Origin of the sequence: Microbacterium amylolyticum, from assembly GCF_011046975.1 — a bacterium.
GTDB lineage: Bacteria > Actinomycetota > Actinomycetes > Actinomycetales > Microbacteriaceae > Microbacterium > Microbacterium amylolyticum.
Window position 1 is genome coordinate 1,680,552 of sequence record NZ_CP049253.1, and the last position, 21,535, is coordinate 1,702,086.

A 21,535-nucleotide genomic window follows, 5' to 3' on the forward strand; every position below is an offset into this window, starting at 1 on the left:
TTTCGCTCGTGTCTGCATCCCCTCATCCCCGCCCCCTGACCGTTTTGCTCGGGTGTGACACGTTTTCGCCTGACATCAATGGGGCGGCGCGTTTTGCCGAACGCCTGGCCGCCGGCCTCGTCCGGCGGGGCCACGCCGTGCACGTGAGCGCTCCGAGCCAGCAGTATCGCCGGACACCTGCGCGCACGGAGCGCATCGAGGGTGAGGACCTGACGATGCACCGCCTTCCGTCGGTTCCGTTGCCGTGGCACGAGTGGTTGCGTTTCGTGTGGCCGTGGCGTTCGAAGCATTACGCGCGCCGGGTGCTCGATAGCGTGCGCCCGGATGTTGTGCACATCCAGTCGCACATCGTCATCGGTCGTGGTCTCACCCGGGAAGCGCGTAAGCGCGGTATTCCCGTGATCGCCACGAACCACACGATGGCGGAGAACGTGCTCGACTCGACGCGCCTTCCGGACTGGGCCAATCGCCGGCTTGTCCGTGCGGCGTGGGCGGACGCACGGCGCACCTTCGAGATGTGCGCGACTGTGACAACCCCCACGCGCAAGGCGGCCGACTTCCTGGAAGGCACCATCAACGTTGCCGGTGTGGTGCCCGTCAGCTGCGGAATCGACATGTCTCAGTACACGGCCGATCTGTCACCGCGTCCGGACAACCGGATCGTTTTCGTTGGCCGCCTTACGGCGGAAAAGCGTGTTGAGGACATTATTCGGGCGGCTGCGCGGCTGGATCCGGCGCTGGACGTGCACGTCGACCTGGTGGGTGACGGCGACCAACGTCAGGCCCTTGCCGAGCTGGCGGAGCAATTCGGGCTCGGCGATCGCGTCACGTTCCACGGGCATGTCAGCGATGAGGAACTGCGCGCCACACTGACGCGTGCGTCGGTTTTTGCGATTGCGTCCATCGCCGAGCTGCAGTCGATCGCGACAATGGAGGCGATGGCCTCGGGCCTGCCGATCGTCGCCGCAGATGCGGTTGCCCTCCCCCATCTCGTCTCTCACGGCGAGAACGGCTATCTGTTCGAACCGGGCAATGTCGGCGACCTGGCTGAGCACCTGCGCACGGTTCTGACGGCCCGCTCCGAGGATCGCGAGCGGATGCAGCGAGCATCGCTCTCGCTCGTCGCCGTTCACGACTTCGATCGCACGGTCGACGTGTTCGAGGCGCTGTATCGCGGCGAGCCGCTTCCGGTGTGATGAGCGCCGCCGACGTTGCACAGGTACCGCCGTCAACGGGCGGTCCATTGCACATCGTCATGTTCGGCGATCAGCACGCCTTCTCGGCGGGCGGAGCGCAGGTGGCGATGAGCCTGCAGAAGAAGTATCTGCAGCGTGCGGGTCATACGGTGACGATGGTCGGTCCGCGCCGCGATGCGCGATCGGCAGTCGGCGAGGTGCACGAGGAGTTCATCGATCTGCCGGCGTTTGCGGTGCCGCCGGATCGAGAGTACTCGGCGCTGTGGCCGGGCGCCCGCGCGGATCTGGCCGTTGACCGAGGCCTCGCGCGGCGTATCGCGTGGGGGGCGCCGCTGCCTGATGTCGTGCACGTCCAGGCCGACTACTGGGGCGCTTTTCTCGGGTATCGCCTGGCAGAGCGGTTGCGCGTTCCCGTTGTGCACACGATGCACAATCGCGTTGACGCGGGTATTGAGGCGACCCTGCCGGCGCCGGCCCTGGTTCTCCGGGCGCTGAACGCGTGGCGCCGGTCGCAGCTGCCCGGTTCGGGACCCGGATCAGACGGCTGGGCGTATCTGCGCGGTCTCGCGAGGGGAGCCTCGGCAGTCACCGCACCGTCCGCGCACTTCGCCCGTCGCCTGGAGGAGCACGGCGTTTTTTCTCCCGTTGACGTGGTGTGGAACGGCATCGACGATGACGTTCTCGGCGACATCGAGCCTGCCCCGCGACGAGACGGTGTGTCCCTGGTGTGGGTGGGCCGGATGAGCCCTGAGAAGCGCCTCCTGCCGTTTTTGCACGCTTTCGCCGACAGCGGTGTGACCGCGCGCCTGGAGATCATCGGCGCGGGATTCGAATGGGACGCCGCGGGCCGCGTCGTCGCCGAGCGTGATCTTGGCGATCACGTGTCATTTCGCGGGAGGCTGCCCTACCGGGAGACGCTCGAGCGGATTGCGGCGGCGGACGCCCTGGTGCAGACGTCCACGGGGTTTGAGACACAGGGGATGACGCCCTTCGAAGCGGCACAGCTGGGGACTCCCGCGATCGTGTCCGATCCCGACATCGCCGACGAGATGGGCGATGGTGTGTGGCGCGTGGGCGACAGCCTCGCCGAGACGCTGCGCGAGGCGGACGCGGATATTCGCGCCGGCCGGATTCCGGTTCCGAGCGAGCGGGTGCGACGGGAGTTTCGACAGTCCAGCCGCACCGAGGCGATGCTGGCCGTTTATCGGCGGGTGCTCGGCTAGATGTTGCTGGCCATGAGGTTGTTGACGCCTGCATGCCCGGGTTTGCTCTGATCGCGGTGCTGGCTTGACTCTGCCGTAACGTCAACCGACATGGTGGTGTTCATGACTGAGAACAGCGGACCGGCGATCGACCGGTCCATCTACGTGATGCCGATGTTCGTGAACTTCGTGGTCAGTGACTTCACTGTGTCGGAGAATATCTACGCGGCTGCGGGGTTCGTGACTCTCGCGACGGTCCCTGGCCCGGGTGGCGAGCCTGCGTTAGTGCATCTGCGCAGGGAGAGGAACCAGGACATCCTCATGACCCAAGGTGCAGCGGTGCGCGGATCGGTGTCGGCGTCGTTCGCGGCGGGGAAAGTTGATCTGGGGGAAGTCGCTGAACGTCTTCGGTCGTCGGGCGCGGAAGTCACGGGGCCGGTCGATACGGCGTGGTTCACGACCGACGTCACCTTCACGGATCGCGATGGGAACACGGTCACGTTGACTGTGCCCCGTATGGCGGATCAGGCCGCGGCGCGCGAATGGGCGAGCGCTCAGATCACGGGGGACTTCGAGGTCCCTGGGGCCACGCCTGTGATCGGGAACGAGCGCTGAGGAGAGCACGATGACGGAGTGGCCGATCAGAGACCTCGCCAAGGCGACTGGCCTTACTAGCCGGACGCTCCGACACTACGAGCAGATTGGCCTTCTCCGCCCCTCACGGGTGGCCGGCAATGGCTACCGCTTCTACGGAGAGGGCGAGATCTCGCGCCTCTACCGAATCCTGTCGCTACGTGCGCTCGAGCTCCCGCTTGCCACGATCCAACTCGCGCTCGATGACCACACATCGCTCGCTGACGCGATCGAGACCCATCTGACGCTTCTAGAAGAGCGCAGAGACCGAACCAACCAGCAGATCACCATCGTCCGCCACACGCTCGACGCGGTGAGGAAAGGCCAAGCAATGCCCATTGAAGAAGTGTTCGCCGGAGTCGATCAGAGCCAGTACGAGGCCGAGGTGCGCACCCGCTGGGGAGATGCGGCGTGGGAACGTACCGCGAAGCGTCGCGCCGATATGACCGAGGAACAGCGCGACGAAGACGACAAGGAGAGCCTCGACGTCAATGCGGCGCTTCGGGCCGCAGCCGAGGCCGACGAAGACCCCAGCAGCGCACGCTTCCAGGATTTGATCGCGGAGCACCACCGGTGGGTTACTGCCTACTGGGGAGGAAAGGCACCCGACCGCGAGGCCTACACCGGGCTCTCCGAGCTGTATGTCGCCGATGCTCGTTTTGCCGCGACCTATGGTGGAGAGCACAACGCAGCAACGATCCGAGAAGCGATGCGGATCTGGATCAGAACCAACCTCGGATGAGGACTGGGCGATGGTTCACCGCAACGCTCCGCTGACGCCGGAGGGACGCCGTCGACTCGTTGAGCGCTGCCGAACCCGCCCGATCGCGCACGTCGCGGCCGAGATGGGCATCTCTCGCGCGACAGCATCGAAGTGGGTGAACCGCCAAGCACGCTATGGCGAACTCGGCCTCGACGATCGCTCGTCCGCCCCTGCGCGGCAACCCACAGCGACACCAGGTCGGATCGTGAAGAAGATCGAGGCGATGAGGCGCGATCAGAAATGGTCCGCCTCGCGGATCGCCTTCGAGCTCCAACAGGGCGGCACCCCGGTCAGCCGCCGAACGATCACTCGATTGCTCGGACAGCTCGGCCTGAGCCACCGGAAGTTCATCGACCCGAACGGCGACACGAACCGCGAGCCGCAGACGATCATCGCCGAGCGGCCAGGCCACATGGTCCATATCGACGTGAAGAAGACCGGCCGCATCCCCGACGGTGGTGGATGGCGCGTTCACGGCAAGGGCAGCGCAGAGGACAAGGCAGTCGCAAGAGCGAAGAAGCGCGGCGCGAAGACTGGCTACGTCTACCTGCACTCAGCGATCGACGGATACTCTCGGCTCGCCTACACCGAAGCGTTGCAGGACGAGAAGGCCGCGACCGCAGTCGAGTTCCTCGACCGCGCACGAGCATGGTTCGCCGCTCACGGCATCACCCGGATCGAGCGGATCGTGACCGATAACGGCTCGTGCTACCGCGCGCATGCCTTCACCGACGCGAGGGGCGAGAGTCGACACCAGCGAATCACCCCCTACACGCCACGCCACAACGGCAAGATCGAGCGCTACAACCGGATCCTCGCCGAAGAGTTCCTCTACGCCCGCGTCTGGCGATCAGAAGTCGAGCGATCAGCCGCGCTCAAGATCTGGAACCAGCACTACAACTACCACCGACCTCACGGCGCACACGGCAAGCAGCCACCGGCATCCGCTACACCGTCACGCGTCAACAACGTCCTGGCCTCATACACCGGCTGTTAACCGGCAGGTTGTTGGTTCGAATCCAACTCGGGGAGCCAAGTAAGAAGGCGCCGATCTCGGAGAATCGAGATCGGCGCCTTCCTTCATATGAGCGGAATCGTGGCCGTGGCTACCCACTCCTTCTCATGCGCCTGCGACGAGAACTGGCCTCCCATGAGGGTGACCCGTTCGTTCAGCCGAACCGTTCCGTATCCACCCGAGGGAATGTTTCGTGAGATCGGGCGCCCCAGTGTATTGCGAATCTCCAGGCTGATGGCCTCCGAGTCGGCGACGACACGGATGGAGACGCACCCTGGGTCGGAGTGTTTCATGACATTGGTCGTGCTCTCTCGGAGCACGCGCGATAGCGTCACGTCGATGAGCCGGGGGAGCGGGTGCTCGAAACAGATGTCGGTCTGCACGCGGTGTCCGGCTGTCCGCAGTGCCAGAGCCGTCGACTCCACGGTGTCCTGCAACCCGTCTGCGCGCGTCGACGGCTGTTCCATCTCTTCACGTGCGATGAGCCTGCGCAGATCGTGCAGTGCGCGGCGGGCGGAGTCTCCGATCTCCTGCTGCGTCTGTGCTCTGAGAACCGGGTCGGTTTCATGATCCATGACCCGCGCCTGCATGGCGATTGCTGTCAGGTCATGCGCAATGACGTCATGCAATTCATCTGCGAGCATCAGACGCTCTTCACGGCGAGCGTCGCGAAACGCCGCCGCCTGTGTCTCCAGATGGATGTTGAACGTATGCTCGCGGCTGCGCACTGTGCGCAGGACAAGCCCGAACGATCCAGCCGCGGCCGCAATCAGTAACCCAAGCGCGACCATGGGAGGGTCGGCAGAGCTCTGATTGAGCGTGACGCCTGCCGCCGACACCATGAGCAGGACGGAGAACATCATCATCAGCAGAGGCGACCCCAAACGGGTGACGGCCCCCGTCGCAATCGCGAGTGCAGAAAAAGCCTCCCCCGACACATCGAGAGGGAAAGAGGCCGCCATGGCCACGGCGAACAATGCGATCGCCAGCGTCGGGGAGAAGAAGAACGTGAGAAAGAGGACCGTGAGGAGGCGGTCGAAGACGGCCTGAGTGAGGGTGACTTCAGGGTCAGAGCTGATCATGACGCCACCGACCACCAGCACGGCGAACAGTGTCAGAACAGACGTGACGCCTTCGGCCCTGTTGAGCGGTGGGGCGGAATCGAGTCGGAGGACCTCAGCGAACCGCTCGATCGCGGACCGAATGTGGCTCATACGGTCCAGTATCGCCGATCAGGAGCAGACACGAATCAAGCGGCAGAACTCAGCCCATGGCCCGGCGGCGGGGATGATGACAGCAAGGAGAAGCGACGACATGTCGGGCCTTTCTGTAGATGCGGAGGGTAAGCACTTTCATCATGCAGGGAATCGGAGGCGTGCCACCATCGTACTTTTGGGTAGAACTACCTCATGCGAATGAAGGAGCGATTGATAAGCTGAAAATATGCGGGAGATCAGTGTGGTTGTCGTCGATGACGACAAACTTGTACGACGTTCATTAGCCACTTTCTTCCGCGCCGTAGAGGACATCACGCTCGTGGGCGAGGCCGCCGACGGGGTCGAAGGGCTCGAAGTTGCTCGTGCGACCAAGCCTGACGTCGTGATGCTCGATCTTCATATGCCGCGAATGGGTGGTATCGAGGCCGCGACAGCTATTCGAGCTGAGCTGCCCGATACGGGTGTGCTCGCCATCACGACGTTCGGAACCGCCGATGTCGTGGTTCCCATGATCAGGGCCGGTGCGTCCGGTTATCTGCTGAAAGACTCGGAACCGGAAGACATCATCGCCGCCGTTCGTCGCGTGCACGCGGGCGAAGGTGCATTGTCTCCGGCTGTCACGGGACGCCTGATCGAAACGATCCAGGATGCGCAGCCGGTCTCTCACGTCGAACTGTCACCGGATCAAGTTCTCTCTGACCGTGAGCGTGACGTCCTCGACCAGTTGGCCCTAGGGCGCTCGAACGGAGAGATTGCGCGCGCGCTCCACGTTTCTGAGAGCACCGTGAAGACGCATCTACGCAGCATCATGGTGAAGTGGGGTGCGCGCGACCGCGTGCAGATCTTGATCCGCGCTGCGCGTGCTGGGCTCGTGCTCCTCAGCTGACGTGGCTGTCTGATCGGGCGCGGCCAAGTCGTCCGAAAGTACGGCGAGTTCTTCTCCTTGGGGAGGATGTTGACGACTGGACGCCTGTGTCAGAGTCAGAGACATGCAGCACGAACCCTCCGCCAGCACCCACGTCGCCGTCATCGGCATCGGCGAGATGGGGCTGGGGATCGCACTCCTGTTGGCTTCCTCAGGACACGAGGTCATCGCCTTTGAGAAAGACCCCGTCCGGCGCGCAGCGCTGCCGCACGAGTTCAAACGACAGCTTCGCCGGCAGCGCATGCTCGCTGGCGAATCAGGTGTCCCGCAGGCTGATCTCATCGGCCGCATCCGTGTGCCTGATGAAGTCGAGGCGGTGCGCGACGCCGACTGGATCATCGACTGCATCGTCGAGAACGAGGATGCGAAGATCGCCCTCGCCGACGCACTGAGCGACATCGTTCGGCCGGACGCGGTCATCGCCGTAAACACGAGTTGCGTGCCCATCACACGTCTGGCAGCCCGCGCTACAGACCCGACACGCGTGATCGGGATGCACTTCATGAACCCGGTCGCCTCGATTGACGCGGTCGAAGTTATTCCAGCCGTACAGACCTCGGTCGACACAGAAGAGCAGGCCGCTGCGTTTCTTACCTCGCTCGGAAAGAACGCGCTGTTTGTCAGTGACAGTCCCGGGTTCGTGTCGAACCGGCTGTCGCACCTGCTCATGAACGAGGCGGCGATGCTCGTGAGCGAGGGGGTCGCAGAGCCCGGGCGCATCGACAGCATCTTCCGCGATGGCTATGGGCACCGGATGGGACCGCTGGAAACGGCCGATCTGATCGGACTCGACACCGTCGTGAACTCGCTTGATGTTCTGTTCGCCGAGTTCAAAGACACGAAGTTTCGGTGCTCGCCCTATCTGCGCCGACTCGTCGACGCGGGGTATCTCGGGCGCAAATCTGGCCGCGGTTTTTACGACTACAGCAGTAAGACGACTACGAAGGTGGCTTCCGCATGACGAATTCGATGACGCTTCCTGCCGTCTCAGCCGTCGCCAAATGCGTCGTCTGGGACTTGGACGACACCCTGTGGACGGGAACCCTTTCCGCTGGCGATGACCTTGTGCTGCGCGACGGCGTGCGCGAGATCGTCATGGCCCTCGATGAGCGCGGAATCCTGCAGTCGATCGCAAGCAAGAACAACCATGACGACGCTTGGGCGCAGGTGGTCGCGTTCAGTCTCGACGAGTACTTTCTGGAGCCGCAGATCAACTGGGGCCCGAAGTCGGCATCGGTAAAGCGGCTCAGCGAGCTTCTCAGCATCGGGATCGACACCCTTGTGTTCGTCGACGATCGCGCCATGGAGCGCGACGAGGTGGCGTTCGCGCACCCGAGCGTCGAGACCGTCGACTCGGCAGACCTCAGCGTGTTGTTGGCGATGCCTCGGCTGAGTCCAGAGGTCGTGACAGAAGATGCCCGACGTCGTCGCTCGATGTATGTCGCTAACCGTCAGCGCACGCAGGACGAAGAGACCCACGCCGGGCCGCACGATGATTTTCTGCGCACCTTGGATCTCACGTTCGACATCGCGCACGCCACAGCAGACGACCTCGACAGGGCCGAAGAGCTCACATTCCGCACGAATCAGCTCAACTCGACGGGAATCCACTACTCGCGCGCAGATCTCGAACAGCTGCTTGAGAGCGATGAACATGACGTGTGGGTGTGTGAGCTCGATGACCGTTACGGCTCGTACGGCAAGATCGGCCTCGCGCTGGTACATCGGACATCGAGCACCTGGACCATCAAGCTGCTGTTGATGTCATGCCGCACGCTCTCGACGGGTGCTGGCACGGTGTTGCTGAACTTTCTTATTCGGCGAGCAGCGGCGCATGAGGTCGCGCTGCACGCGGACTTCCGCCGGACGGACCGAAACCGTCAGATGCTGCTCACGTATCGCTTCGCCGGGTTTGTGCAGCAGACCGATTCCGACCTCGAGACATTCGAGTGGGATGGCGACGAGCTGCCCACATACCCCGACTACATCAAGGTGACCACAGATGAGCATTGACCAGATCAGCACCGACAGCAGCCACGTCGCCGCATCGATCCGCGACTACATGACCAGCGGAATGAGCTCACCGTCAGCGCAGGCTCTCACTGATGACGACAACATCTTTGAACTTGGTTTCGTCACGTCGCTGTTCGCCATGCAGCTTCTGGACTTCGTCGAGGAAGAGTTCAGCGTTGAAATTCCTGATGATGAGATCACGCTGGCGAACTTCAGCAGCGTCGCACGTCTTACCGCGCTCGTGACGAGGTTGCGTGATGACCACGCTGCATGAGCCGCAGGTGCTTACCGCGCCCGTGACGCCCATCGCTGAGCGTGCACAGCGCTTCGCCGACGAGACGCTGCGACCTAACGCCGCTTTCTTTGATCGCCAGGGCTGGCTGCCGCGCGATGTGATCGATGAGATGGCCGGTCTCGGGCTGCTGGGTGCGCCGATCGGCACCGAGTGGGGCGGAGCCGGATGCTCCGCGCACGAGTACGGCGAGATCACTGAGATCATCGGCCGTGCCTGCGCGTCGACGAGGACGCTCATGACTGTGCATTCGTCGCTGGTCGGCCAGACGATTCAGCGGCGAGGGAGTCGCGAACAGAAAGTGCACTACCTTCCCGAGCTGGCTGCCGGCCGGATGCTGGCCTGCTTTGCACTGTCGGAGCCGGAAGTCGGATCGGACGCCAGCGCCGTGCGAACGACCTACACCCGCACTGCCGACGGCTACCGCCTGTCGGGCCGCAAACGCTGGATCTCGTTCGGCGGGATCGCAGACTGTTTCTTGGTCATCGCCACGGGTGAGGCTGGACCCTGTGCCTTTCTCGTCGAGCGTGACTTCGGCGGGGTGACGACGCGCGGTATCGACGGGATGATCGGCAGTCGCGCGAGTGCGATCGCCGACGTCTGGTTCGACGATGTTCCGGTGCCCGCGGCGAATCGGCTTGGTGCCGAGGGTGCTGGCTTTGCCTTCATCGCAAACACAGCCTTGCAGTTCGGGAGATTCAGCGTCGCGTGGGGTGGTGTCGCGCTCATCCAGGAGGCGCTGGATGTGATGTCGGAGTACGCGTCGCAACGTGAGCAGTTTGGCGCAGTCATTGGCTCCCATCAGCTCGTGCGCGCTCTCATCGCGGATGCCTTCGTCGATGCAGCGGCTGCGCGTGAACTGGCCGTCGCGGCGGCGCGATCGGTTGAAGCGCGGGCGGGCAGCGCCGTTATTGACACCAACGTTGCGAAGCAGTTCGCTGCCCGCGCCGCGACGCGCGTCACTGCCGACGCCGCGCAGGTGCTGGGTGCGAACGGCTGCTGGGAGGGCCATCCGGCCGAGCGACTTCTTCGCGAGTCGAAGATTCTCGAGGTCATCGAGGGGACTACTCAGCTTCAGCAGCTCATCATCGCAGAACATGCCCTGGCTGGCTTCACGTCGTCCAGGAACAACCTCGGGAAGATCGCATGAGCGAGTCACAGATCATCACCGCCGAGACCCTCGCAGCTTTCGCGGCGGGGGAGCAGCCCGCGGACCTCTTCCATGCATCTGGGGCACATCGGCGTCGCGCCGTCTTTCTCTTTCCCGGTCAGGGAGTGGTCTTCGACGGGATGAGCGCTGGGCTGTGCGAGCAATCGCCGGTATTTGCCGCTCGCATGCGTGAGTGCGATGCTGCGTTTCAGGCTGTCACCGGCTGGTCGGTCTGGGATGTCATCCACCAGGTCCCGTCAGCGCCCCCGCTCACTGATCTCGACGTGCTCGAACCCGTCATCGTGTCGATCATGCTCTCGCTCGCTGAACTGTGGCGTGCAGCAGGTGTCGAGCCCGAGGCCGTTATCGGTTACAGCATCGGCGAGATCGCGGCGGCGGGCTTCTGCGGCGCTATGTCGTTGGATGAGGTCGCACGAGTAACCGTAGCGTGGGCACGTGGGCAGAAGCCCATTGCGGGGGCAGGCGTCATGGCTGTTCTCGGCCGCTCGGCCGAAGATGTCGAACCCCACATCACCTCGCTGTCGTCCGTGTCGATCGCGGCTCGCCTCTCGCCGACATCCACCGTGATCTCGGGTGAAGAGCACGAAGTCGCAGCCGTTATGCGCGCGACACGCGACGGCGGTGGCTACGCCCAGAACATCTCGGTCGATTTCGCCGCACACTCGCCCGCGGTGGAACCCGAGCGTGACCGCATCCTCGAACTACTCGGAACGTGCGAGCTGGGCCCGTCGCGGCTGCCGTTCTACTCGAGCCTGCGCGGCGGACTCCTCGATACCGTTGGCCTCGGGGCTGAACACTGGTACGACCTGCTGCGCGAGCCGTTCGATCTCGCCGCTGCCGTTACAGCAGCCTGCGCCGACGGCTTTGACGCATTCATCGACCTTGAGCCGCACGCCGGACTCGGAAAAGCGCTCTCGCAGACGTTCGCTGCCATCGACGTCGATGCCATCGCCGTACCGAGCCTTCGCCGTGATCAGCAAGATGCCGCACGTTTCGCGCGTTCCGCTGCCTTCGCGTTCGCTAACGGTGTCGATGTCGACTGGGCCGCGCTCGCGGTTGCCCTGCCTCACATCACTGCGGCAACCGTGGCTCCCGCGACGCAGGCGGCGGTCAAAGCGTCCGATCCCGGCAATGAGAGCGACCTGCTCGCAGCGCTCACAGCCCGGGTCACTGCTCTGCTCGACGGCACGCGTGCGGACACGCCTGCCGTGCTCGCGGCCGCGGCCGGCACGAACGCCGATACGACGAGTCTGTTCGACCTGGGTTTGACATCGATCGAACTCGTGGAATTGGCAGAACTTCTGCAGCAGCGCACCGGTGTCGAACTCGAAAGCACTTTCGTGCTCGATTATCAGACTGTCGAGCACATTGTGGCAGAAATCGCTCGACGCCGGACGCCGGATGAAGCGCCAGCCCCGGCCGCGGCGACATCCGTACGCAGCGAAAGTGCGACAGATTTTGCCGAGCCGATTGCCATCATCGGTATGGGTATGCGCCTGCCCGGTGGCATCCGGACGCGAAGCGCCCTGTGGAAGATCCTTGACGAAGGGATCGACGTCGTCACGCCCGTTCCCGCCGGGCGCTGGGAACATAGCGACCTGGACCTGTCCGAGATCACAACGACCGATGGTGGCTATCTCAGCGATATTGATCAATTCGATCCGCTGTTCTTCGGTATCTCGCCGAAGGAAGCCGAGGTCATCGACCCGCAGCAGCGCCTGCTTCTCGAGCTCACGTGGGAAGCGATAGAAGACGCCGGGTACGACCCGTTCCGCATTGGCCGCGAGAGCCGCGTCGGCGCGTTCGTCGGGATCATGCCCGATGACTACGGCCAGGTCGGCCGCAATCTCGGGCACGCACCCGGTGCATACTCCGTGCTGGGCGTGTTGAGCAACGTGGCCGCCGGTCGTGTCAATCACACGTTTGGTTTCACCGGCCCGAGCATCGCGGTTGACGCCGCATGCGCCTCGTCCATCCACGCGATTCACCTGGGCGCGAGTGCACTGCGCCAGGGAGACTGCGACGTGGCGGTGGCGGGCGCCGTCAACCTGATCCTCAGCCCGGAGTGGCATGTGTCGTTCTCAGCGCTTCAGGCGTTGGCGCCGAGCGGGCGTTGCCGCAGCTTCGACGCCGGTGCCGATGGTTACATCCGCAGCGAGGGCGCTGCCATGGTGACACTCAAACGACTGTCTGACGCACAACGCGACGGTGACGAGATCATCGCCGTGCTGCGCGGCTCATCGGTCAACCACAACGGTGGTGACGGTGGTTTCACTGTGCCCAGCGGGCAAGCACAGGCCCAGGTCATTCTCGGAGCTCTCGCTCAGGGCGGGCTCGGCATTGACGACGTCTCGTACATCGAGGCGCACGGTTCGGGAACTCCGATCGGCGACCCGCAAGAGGTCAATGCCCTCGCACGCGTATTCCGCGATCGTCAGCAGCCACTTTCGGTCGGCAGCATCAAATCGCACCTGGGTCACCTGGAGGCGGCGGCTGGCATGGCCGGACTGTGCAAGGTGATCGCGTCGATGGATCACGCCACGATCCCGGGGATTCTGCACTTCTCCGAGCCCAATCCGCTCATCTCCTGGGACAGCATTCCCATGCGGGTCTCGGCGCACGGCCAACCGTGGAACACGGATGGCTCTCCGCGGCGAGCCGGGATCAGCTCGTTCGGAATCAGCGGCACCAACGCACACCTGGTCGTCGAGCAGGCACCGCGAACGCAGCGTGCGGTGCGCGAGGTAAATGGGCTACCCGTGCTGATCGGGTTGTCAGCCAACGACGCGGACGCACTCGAAGAGTCAGCCGCCCAGGTCGCCGAGTGGCGATCGCACGGCGACCATGTCGCCGACATCGCCGCCACGTGGTCAACCCGCCGGGCCCTGGGCTATCGACGCGCGCTGATGACAATCGATGACAGCGATAGCCGTGAACTCGTCGCCGTATCGCTAGACGACGATGCCCCGACATCGGTTCGAACTCGCGGAGTGGTCTTTGTGTTCTCCGGTCAGGGGACGCAGTACCTCGGCATGGGAGCCCACCTGTACGAGCATGCGCCGGCTTTCCGCGCACGCATCGACGAACTGGCCGACGAATTCGACAACGCCGCGAATCTGCCAGTGCGCACTGCGATTCTCGGCGATGATGAAGCCGTGTTCAGCGATCAGCTGCTGACGCAAGCATCGATCTTCTCCGTGCAGGTTGCACTCGTCGAACTTTGGCGCGATCTGGGCGTCGTGGCGGATGCCGTGATCGGCCACAGCATCGGCGAGTACGCTGCGGCAGTCGCAGCTGGGGCGATGACTTGGCAGCAGGGCGTGCACGCTGTCGTCGAGCGGGGACGCGCCGTCGGCACGGGAGTTGCTGATGAAGCGATGGCGACCCTGCTCGCACCGGCACAGCACGTGCGAACGCTGATCGAAGACATCAACGACATCAGCATCGCCGCTGTCAACGGGCCAGAGAACACCACCGTGTCAGGCACAGTCGAGGCCGTCTCGACGCTGCGCAAGAAGGCACGATCTGAGCGCATTTTTGTGGAGAGGCTCGACGTCCCGCGCGCTTTTCACTCGCCGCTCATGGCACGCGAGGCTACCGCGCTCGGTACGGCGCTGCAGAGCGCGACATTCAGCCAGCCCACGGCCGCCTGGTTCTCGACCGTCACGGGCGAGCAGATCGAGGGGATTGATTCGCACTACTGGGCACGTCACCTAGCCGAACCGGTGCAATTCGAAGCGGCGCTGGCCGCCGCCGGAACCGCCGGCTACGACCTGTTCCTCGAGATCGGCTCGACGGCGACTGTGGGCGGCCTCATCGCTCAGCAGAGCGCCGGTTCCGAGGTTCTCACGAGCCTTCGGGCCGGGCGGCCGGATGCCGAGCAGCTCGTGCAGACGGCCGGTCGCCTCTGGGAACTCGGCGCCGATGTGCGCCTGTCTCGTCTCCCCGTCGCCCGGGGAAACCGACTGCACGACCGAACCCCACGCCCCTTCAGCCGCCAGCGGGTCTGGTACCGCGACCTAAGGAATGAGCACATGGAGACAGCACAGGAATCCCCAGAGCACCACGCCCAGGTGCTCAGCTACGTCATCGGCGCGCTCGAGCAGATCACCGGCGCCACCGGGTTGACGGCGGACAGCGAGCTGTTCGGGCTCGGAGTGGACTCGCTGATGCTCGTTCAACTCTCGAACCGCCTCGAGCGGCAGTTCGGGCTCGCCGTCGCCGTACGCGAGTATTTCGAATCACTGCACACGCTCGGGCTGATCGCCGAACATGTATCGGCGCACACGGTTCCCGCGGTTCAGACGGAGCCAGCTCAGGTTGAGCCGGCTCAGGTCGAGGAGACGCCGAGCACCGCCGTATCCGCAGGCCGCGCGCCGGGTACGGCCGCTGGCGAATCCAATGCAGCACTCGTTCCGAATCTGCCGACCGCAGCCCCCGCGCAGGCGAGCATCGCGCCGCTTTCCGCGCCCGCAGAAAGCACCCACGCAGTCATCGAGCGCCAACTTGCACTCATGCAGCAGCAGCTCGCGGTGCTCGGCGGGCAGAGCGTCGGCATCGAAGCGGCCGAACAGCAGGCCGCGCTGACCGCTTCTCTCGCACCGGTCACAGCGCCAAGCCCGCAGACTCTCACCGCACCCGAGCCGACAATTCTGCCCGCCCAGCCGGGCTCTGCTGTCGCCTGCAGGATTAGCCCATCGGGAGTGCCGACTGTGCGCCGCACGGGATCGCACTCGAACAACATCTCCCTGCACGATGACGGCCTCAGCGCCGAGCAGGAGCGATTCGTGCGTGGCTTCGTGCGACGCTATGTGGCACGCACAGCGAAATCGAAAGCATACGCCGAGCGACACCGCGGCCACTTGGCCGACTGGATCGCCTCGCTGAACTTTAATCCGAGCCTGAAAGAGACGGTGTATCCGGTCGTCTCTGAGCGTTCACAGGGCGCCTATTTCTGGGACGTCGACGGCAATGAGTACCTTGACACGACCATGGGGTACGGCGTTCATTTCTTCGGACACAGCCCCGACTTCGTGGTCGATGCGATCAGTGCCCAGCTAGAGAAAGGCTACGACCTCGGCCCACAGAACGCCGTCGTCGGCGAGGTCGCCGAGCTCATCGCAGGCATGACAGGTGCCGAACGCGTCGCCTTCTGCAACACCGGCACCGAGGCTGTCATGGTTGCTGTGCGTCTTGCACGGGCTGTCTCAGGGCGTGACGGCATCGTGCGCTTCACGACTTCATTCCACGGCGCATACGACGGTGTACTCGCTGAAGCGGACGGCGACGAAAGCATGCCGATGTCGATTGGCATTCCGCAGAGCGCGATCGATGACACCACTGTGCTCACCTACGGAAGCGATGAGGCGCTGCGCCGGATCGAAGAGAACGCCGAGAACCTCGCGGCGGTTCTTGTCGAGCCGGTTCAGACACGTAACCTCGCTCTGCAGCCGGAAGCATTCTTGAAGAAGCTGCGTGAAGTGTGCACGCGGCACGGGATCGCGCTGATCTTCGATGAGATCGTCGTCGGATTCCGCGTCGAGCTCGGTGGTGCGCAATCGTACTTCGGCGTCCGCGCCGATATCGCGCTGTATGGAAAGCTGCTCGGTGGCGGTATGCCGATCGGGATCATCGCCGGTGACGCACGGTATCTCGATGCGGTTGACGGTGGCTCGTTCAACACAGACGACGACTCGAAGCCAGCGACACCGACGACGTTCTTCGCCGGCACATTCTGCAAGCATCCGTTGACGATGGTCGCGTGCCGCGCGGTGCTGCAGCGCTTGCGTGACGGCGGCGAGGAGGCTTTGACGCGTCTGAATGACCTGACAGCCGACTTCGCACGTCGCGCGAACGCGCTTTTCGAGTCGGAGCATGTGCCACTGCGCGTACTGCAGTTCGCCTCGGTTTACCGCTATGAAACGCTGCCGGCGGTCGACATGGCGATGCTCGGATACGAGACCAACCTGTACTTCAAACTGCTCCTCGAGCACGGCATCTTCGTGTGGGAAAAGCACATCGGCTTCTTCTCCATGGAGCACACCCCCCAGCACGCCGATCACATCCTCGCGGCGCTCAAGGCAAGCATCGACACCCTTCGCTCAGGAGGATTCAGTTTTCAGCGAACCGGTCGTCGCTCGGCGACAGTCGCAGCTGCAGTGCACGCAGACGCCGATGCGGAGGGAGCGCGGGCGATCTCCACACAGGAGAAGCGCGTCTTCGTCCTCTCACAGCTGAAAGGCGGTAATGAGGCGTACCAGGTTGTCAGCGGGCTGAAGTTCGATACGGCGCCAGACGTCGATGCGCTCACAGCCGCGCTACATGCGGCGGCGACGGCGCACTCGGCGCTGCGCACGAGCTATCGCGTCGATGGCGCAGACGTCGAAGCACACGTCGATGCCTCGGCAACCGTGACGGGAGTGCACGTCGACCTCCGTGTTGAGGCCGACACAAGTCTCGAAGGTGTCGTCCGCGAGCTGACAGCACCCTTCGACCTCGCGGTTGCTCCTCTCTGGCGATATGCCCACGTGATCGACCAGCAGGGTGTGCACCGGCTGCTGATCAGCATGCACCATGCGATCGCCGACGGTACGTCGATGCAGATTCTCTTCGCTGACATCGCGCATCACGTCGACACCGGGCGCATCATCGGGCCGGATGCCTCCTATGAGAGCTTTGTCGTCGAACAGAAGAAGGTAGCTCCGACGTACGCCGATGACCGTGGCTGGTGGCTGTCGGCCTTTGAGACTCTGCCTCCGGCGCTTGAACTGCCGCTGGCGAAGCCGATGCCAGATATCTCGGACTTCCGCGGCGGACATGTCACCTTCACGATCCCAGAGGATCTCGCAGCGAGCCTGAAGAAGCTCGCTGGTGAGCACCGTGTCACCCTGTCATCGCTGTACGCCGGAATGTGGATCATGCTGCTGGCCCGCGTCTGCCAGGTTGACGACGTATGCATCGGCATCCCAGTCGATGAGCGCAACGGCGCATACGAGCACACAATGGGAATGTTCGCGCAGACCGTCCCGCTGCGGGTCGGTGTGGGGTCGGATGAGTCAGCGCTCGAGGTGATCCGTCGTACCCAGAAGGCCACGATCGATTCGCTGGAGCACTCTGCATACTCATACGACAATCTCGTTGCCGACCTCGGTGTGCACGGCCAGCTCGGGCGCAACCCGCTGTTCGATGTGATGTTCACGCTGAACCGTGCCGGTGGCATCCCCGAGCAGATCGGGCAGGCGCGTACGCAACTCATTCCCGTTGAATCACCGTGGGCGATGTTCGCTCTCGCCCTTGAACTCACCGAGGTTGAGGGGATCGTCCTAGGTGATGTGACCTTCTCCGACCCGGTTGGGCGTGCGAACGCAGAGCGACTGGGTGAGCAGTTCGTCGCACTCGCAACCTCGTTGCTCGCCGATCCGCGAACTACGGCGGCAACGCTGGACATCGTCGGCACTCAGCGGGAGACCATCATCACGGCGGGCACCGGCCCCGCCAAGCCGGTGCGTCTGCCGATCGAGCTCCTCGCTGAGTCATTCACCTCCTGGCCCGAACGCATCGCTGTGCGCTCGGCCGAGGGTGAGACGACCTACGCCGAGCTCTGGGCTCGTGCGCACGACTTTGCCGCTCACTTGCGTGCACGCGGCATCGAGTCCGGAGATGTCGTCGGAATCAGCCTGCCCGGCGGCTCAGAACTGCTGGCAGCGACAATCGGCGTCCACCTGGCGGGTGCCGCATGGCTGCCGATCGATGTCAGCACCCCCGCGCTGCGACTGCAATCAATTCTCGAGACGTCAGCGGCCGTACTCGTACTGACCACAGCAGAGCTCGCGAAATCGGAGGCTTTGGGTGGCCTCGGCGTCAGCATCGACCAGGTGGCAGGCGGCGATGCTCAAAGCCGTGAGGTCGCTGAACGCGGGAGAGCGGATGTCGCCTACGTGATCTTCACCTCGGGATCCACGGGCATGCCGAAGGGCGTCGTGCAGACAGATCGCGCTCTCGGGAACTTCCTCACCGCGTTCCCTGAAGCGGTCGATTGGAGTGAGGGCAGCGCTGTTGCGTGTTTGACGACGCCCTCCTTCGACATCCATCTGCTGGAGACGCTGGTGACGCTGGTTCGCGGCGGAGCGGTGGCGTTCCCCGACCCGAAGAAACCGACCACACCATCCGCGATTGCCCGGCTGGTGGCTGAGGCTGAGGTGCAGATCCTGCAGATGACGCCCACGCGGCTACGTATGCTCGCAGCTGACATCGGTGCCTTCCAGCAGGCGCTGAGTCAGATCACCACGCTGATCATCGGCGGAGAGGCCTTCCCAGACGATCTCCGGGAGAAGCTGGCGGCATTCGAGGGTCTCGAGGTCTTCAACGCCTATGGACCGACGGAGACCTGCATCTGGTCATCGGTGCGGCGAATCGAGCCCGAGGCACCCGTTTCGTTGGGCACGCCTCTGGCCAACACGACGCTGTACGTCCTGGACGCTCAGCTGTCTCTCGTGCCGGATGGCGTCGAGGGCGACCTGTGGATCGGCGGCGACGGCGTGTCGCCCGGTTATCTCGGCCGCGACGATCTCAACAGCACTGTCTTCGCAGCCAACCCCTTCGGAGACGACATCATCTACCGCACGGGTGATCGTGCGGTATGGATCGATGGCGAGCTCCGCCACCGAGGACGGCAGGACAGCCAGGTGAAACTGCGTGGCTACCGTGTCGAGCTCGAAGAGATCGATCGTGTTCTGGCACAGCTTCCGGGAATTGCCGAAGCCGCCACAACAGTGACCGAAGAGTCACCGGGAAACATGCTGCTGCGCGGCTTCGTACGGTGTGAGACGGGCGCGCACTGGGAAGCAGCGCACATTCGCGCAGCGCTAGCCGAGCGGCTTCCGTCGTACATGGTGCCAGCCTCTGTTGAGGTGCTGGCCGAGATTCCGATGACGACGAGCGGAAAGGTCGACCGACCTGCGCTTCGGGCCTTGCCTCGGTCATCAGCGGCATCCGCGAGCGATGAAGCCCCGAAGACAGTCGATGTGACCACAGCGCTGCTATCGGCGTGGCATGAGGTGCTCGGCGAGGTCGAGTTCGGGGTTCATGACAGCTTCTTCGACGTGGGCGGAAACTCCTTCAGCCTTGTCATTCTGATCGAGAAGGTCAACGCTGCGTTCGATGTGTCTGTCGATGTCGCCGACGTCTTCGCCAACCCCACGTTCGATCGGCTTCGCACACGATTGGGCGAACTGCTCGCTCCCGCCTCAGCAGGGCACGCGCTGCGCGCCACGAACTGGCGCGACCTGACGTCAGCGGGCGGGCGGCTCAGCCGCTCGCTGGATCTGGCAGTGACCTCCGCCCTCGCCGATGTCGCAACCCGATCGGATCGCTCGGTGCGCGAGGTGTTGCAGGCGGCGTTGGCGGTCACGGCAGGACGGCTGAGCGAACGGACGCTTGTGCCTCTGCTCATCCCGGCCTCAGCAGAGACAGCGCGCGTGATGACGTTCGACCTGGACGGATGCGCCGACCTCGATGACGTGATCGCCCGGTCTGTCGCCGCTCCGGCGCACGAGCTCGACGCTTTCACCCCGGCGAAAAGCAGACGCGACGAGGTTGCGCTCGCCCTGACGAACACTTCTCGACGCGATCTCGTCTCGCACGTCGATGTCGCCGTGGTCATTGACGAGCTCACCCAAGAAAGCGTCGAGGTGCACTACGCCCCTCGCATGTCGGAAGCGGCGATGAACGACCTATTGGATGGCGTCGTCGAACTGCTGAACCTGATCACCGCGTCGGCCGCACCGACGATGACCCACGACCCAGACGAGCGCGTCTCGTCTACTGTCCCGTCTGCCGACCCACAACAGGAGTCAAAATGAGCCAGATCGCGATCGCCTTCACCGGTCAGGGCGCCCAGTTCATCGGGATGGGCAAACACTGGTACGACGAGCATGAGAGCGTCAGGCAGCGTTATCTGCAGGCCTCGGAGGTGCTCGGATACTCGTTGGAAGAGTTGACCTTCGAAGGCGCGGCCGATGAGCTGACCCGAACTGACCGGGCTCAGGTGGCGCTGCTCGTACTCGAGTACGCGATGTTCGAGGTGCTCACCGAACGTCGCGGTAACGACGGCCTGGTCGTGATCGGACACAGCCTCGGAGAGATCACGGCCCTCGTCGCTGCAGACGCGCTTTCGTTTGTGGATGCGGTGCGGTTGGTGAAAGCCAGGGGAGAGGCCATGGCCGCCGCGGCTGCCGAGACACCGTCCGGAATGTCGGCCGTGCTCGATCTCACTCCGGATCAGGTGACCGATACGGTGCAGCGCCTGCGCGGGGCCGGGCACAGCGTTGAGGTATCGAACTTTAACACCGCTCGGCAGACCGTCGTCTCTGGCGCACCTTCGGGCCTCGCGGAGCTGGCGAACGTCGTCGAGGGTATGAACGGACGATGCGTACCGCTGAACGTCGCCGGCGGATTCCACAGCTCGTTCATGGAGAGCGCACGAGAGCAGTATGCGGCCGTCGTCGCCGAGATCGAACTGCGCGCCCCGCGCCTGGACGTCTGGAGCACAGTCACGGGCGACCGCGTCGAGACTGCGGATCAGATCCGCGATGCACTCGCACGCCAGCTCACGGCGCCCGTGCTGTGGGAGAAGGCCGTGCGCTCTATCGCGCGCGCCGACGTCAGCGTGTGGGTTGAAATCGGACCGAAGCCCGTGCTTACCCGGATGATCACCGACATCGTCTCTGGTTCGTCGACGGCCAATCTCTACGACGACGAGGCCGCCGTCGATGCTGCTTTCGACGCGCGTGAGATCGCGCGCCGCACGCCCGGGATCATCGGGCTCTGCCTGGGAGCTGTGGCGTCAACCCGAAACAGAAACTTCGATGACGCTGAGTTCACCCGCGGTGTCGTTGAGCCGTACCAGCGGCTCGTTGCCCTCAATCAGGGTGTTGATGAGCACGGGGTTGCGCCGGTGCGTAGCGAGGCTGAAATGCGCGAGGCCCTGCGTCTGCTCTCCGACATCATGACCGTCAAGCAGGTGCCGGCATCCGAACGGAACGAACGCCTGGACGAGATTCTGCGTCGTTCGGGCGCAGCACGCGAGCTGGTGGGATGACGAACGAACG

Annotated in this window: 13 protein-coding genes; 12 read left to right on the forward strand and 1 reads right to left on the reverse strand. The window is 64.0% G+C overall.

Going from position 1 to position 21,535, the window contains the following annotated elements; translation table 11 throughout:
- The first annotated feature begins 8 nt into the window (after positions 1–8).
- The 5 genes from G6N81_RS08295 (at position 9) to G6N81_RS08315 (ending at position 4,791) form a co-directional block, all read left to right on the forward strand.
- Positions 9–1,196, forward strand: a complete 1,188-nt coding sequence (locus G6N81_RS08295) for a glycosyltransferase (protein WP_241244924.1) — start codon at positions 9–11, stop codon at positions 1,194–1,196.
- Positions 1,196–2,419: a glycosyltransferase gene (locus G6N81_RS08300; RefSeq protein WP_241244925.1), complete on the forward strand. Its 1,224-nt coding sequence runs from the start codon at positions 1,196–1,198 to the stop codon at positions 2,417–2,419. Before G6N81_RS08295 ends, G6N81_RS08300 begins: the two co-directional genes overlap by 1 nt.
- Positions 2,420–2,521: 102 nt before the next feature.
- Positions 2,522–3,013 (forward strand): VOC family protein, encoded by a 492-nt coding sequence (locus tag G6N81_RS08305; RefSeq protein ID WP_165135503.1) that lies wholly within the window; start codon positions 2,522–2,524, stop codon positions 3,011–3,013.
- Between the two features lie 10 nt (positions 3,014–3,023).
- The gene (locus G6N81_RS08310) at positions 3,024–3,773 is read left to right on the forward strand and encodes a MerR family transcriptional regulator (protein WP_165135506.1); all 750 of its coding nucleotides are present in this window, start codon (positions 3,024–3,026) and stop codon (positions 3,771–3,773) included.
- 10 nt (positions 3,774–3,783) lie between these two features.
- Positions 3,784–4,791 carry an IS481 family transposase gene (locus tag G6N81_RS08315; protein WP_165135509.1) on the forward strand — a complete coding sequence of 336 codons (1,008 nt, stop codon included), beginning with the start codon at positions 3,784–3,786 and terminating at the stop codon, positions 4,789–4,791.
- An 83-nt stretch (positions 4,792–4,874) separates the two neighbouring features.
- Here G6N81_RS08315 and G6N81_RS08320 read toward each other — a convergent pair whose 3' ends face one another.
- The gene (locus G6N81_RS08320; RefSeq protein WP_165135512.1) at positions 4,875–6,023 is read right to left on the reverse strand and encodes a sensor histidine kinase; all 1,149 of its coding nucleotides are present in this window, start codon (positions 6,021–6,023) and stop codon (positions 4,875–4,877) included.
- A 229-nt stretch (positions 6,024–6,252) separates the two neighbouring features.
- Between G6N81_RS08320 and G6N81_RS08325 the strand changes: the two genes are divergently transcribed.
- The 7 genes from G6N81_RS08325 (at position 6,253) to G6N81_RS08355 (ending at position 21,525) form a co-directional block, all read left to right on the forward strand.
- A complete protein-coding gene (locus G6N81_RS08325) occupies positions 6,253–6,912 on the forward strand; it encodes a response regulator (protein WP_165135515.1) in 660 nt (219 codons plus the stop codon).
- 103 nt (positions 6,913–7,015) lie between these two features.
- Positions 7,016–7,912: a 3-hydroxyacyl-CoA dehydrogenase family protein gene (locus G6N81_RS08330; RefSeq protein ID WP_165135518.1), complete on the forward strand. Its 897-nt coding sequence runs from the start codon at positions 7,016–7,018 to the stop codon at positions 7,910–7,912.
- Positions 7,909–8,964, forward strand: a complete 1,056-nt coding sequence (locus G6N81_RS08335) for an HAD-IIIC family phosphatase (protein WP_206527857.1) — start codon at positions 7,909–7,911, stop codon at positions 8,962–8,964. Before G6N81_RS08330 ends, G6N81_RS08335 begins: the two co-directional genes overlap by 4 nt.
- Positions 8,954–9,238: a phosphopantetheine-binding protein gene (locus tag G6N81_RS08340; protein WP_241244926.1), complete on the forward strand. Its 285-nt coding sequence runs from the start codon at positions 8,954–8,956 to the stop codon at positions 9,236–9,238. Before G6N81_RS08335 ends, G6N81_RS08340 begins: the two co-directional genes overlap by 11 nt.
- The gene (locus G6N81_RS08345; RefSeq protein ID WP_165135521.1) at positions 9,222–10,406 is read left to right on the forward strand and encodes an acyl-CoA dehydrogenase family protein; all 1,185 of its coding nucleotides are present in this window, start codon (positions 9,222–9,224) and stop codon (positions 10,404–10,406) included. The genes G6N81_RS08340 and G6N81_RS08345 overlap by 17 nt, the downstream gene beginning before the upstream one ends.
- Positions 10,403–20,287 (forward strand): non-ribosomal peptide synthetase/type I polyketide synthase, encoded by a 9,885-nt coding sequence (locus tag G6N81_RS08350; RefSeq protein WP_165135524.1) that lies wholly within the window; start codon positions 10,403–10,405, stop codon positions 20,285–20,287. Before G6N81_RS08345 ends, G6N81_RS08350 begins: the two co-directional genes overlap by 4 nt.
- Entirely contained in the window at positions 20,284–21,525 is a 1,242-nt protein-coding gene (locus G6N81_RS08355) for an ACP S-malonyltransferase (RefSeq protein WP_165135527.1), read from the forward strand. Before G6N81_RS08350 ends, G6N81_RS08355 begins: the two co-directional genes overlap by 4 nt.
- Positions 21,526–21,535: the final 10 nt, after the last annotated feature.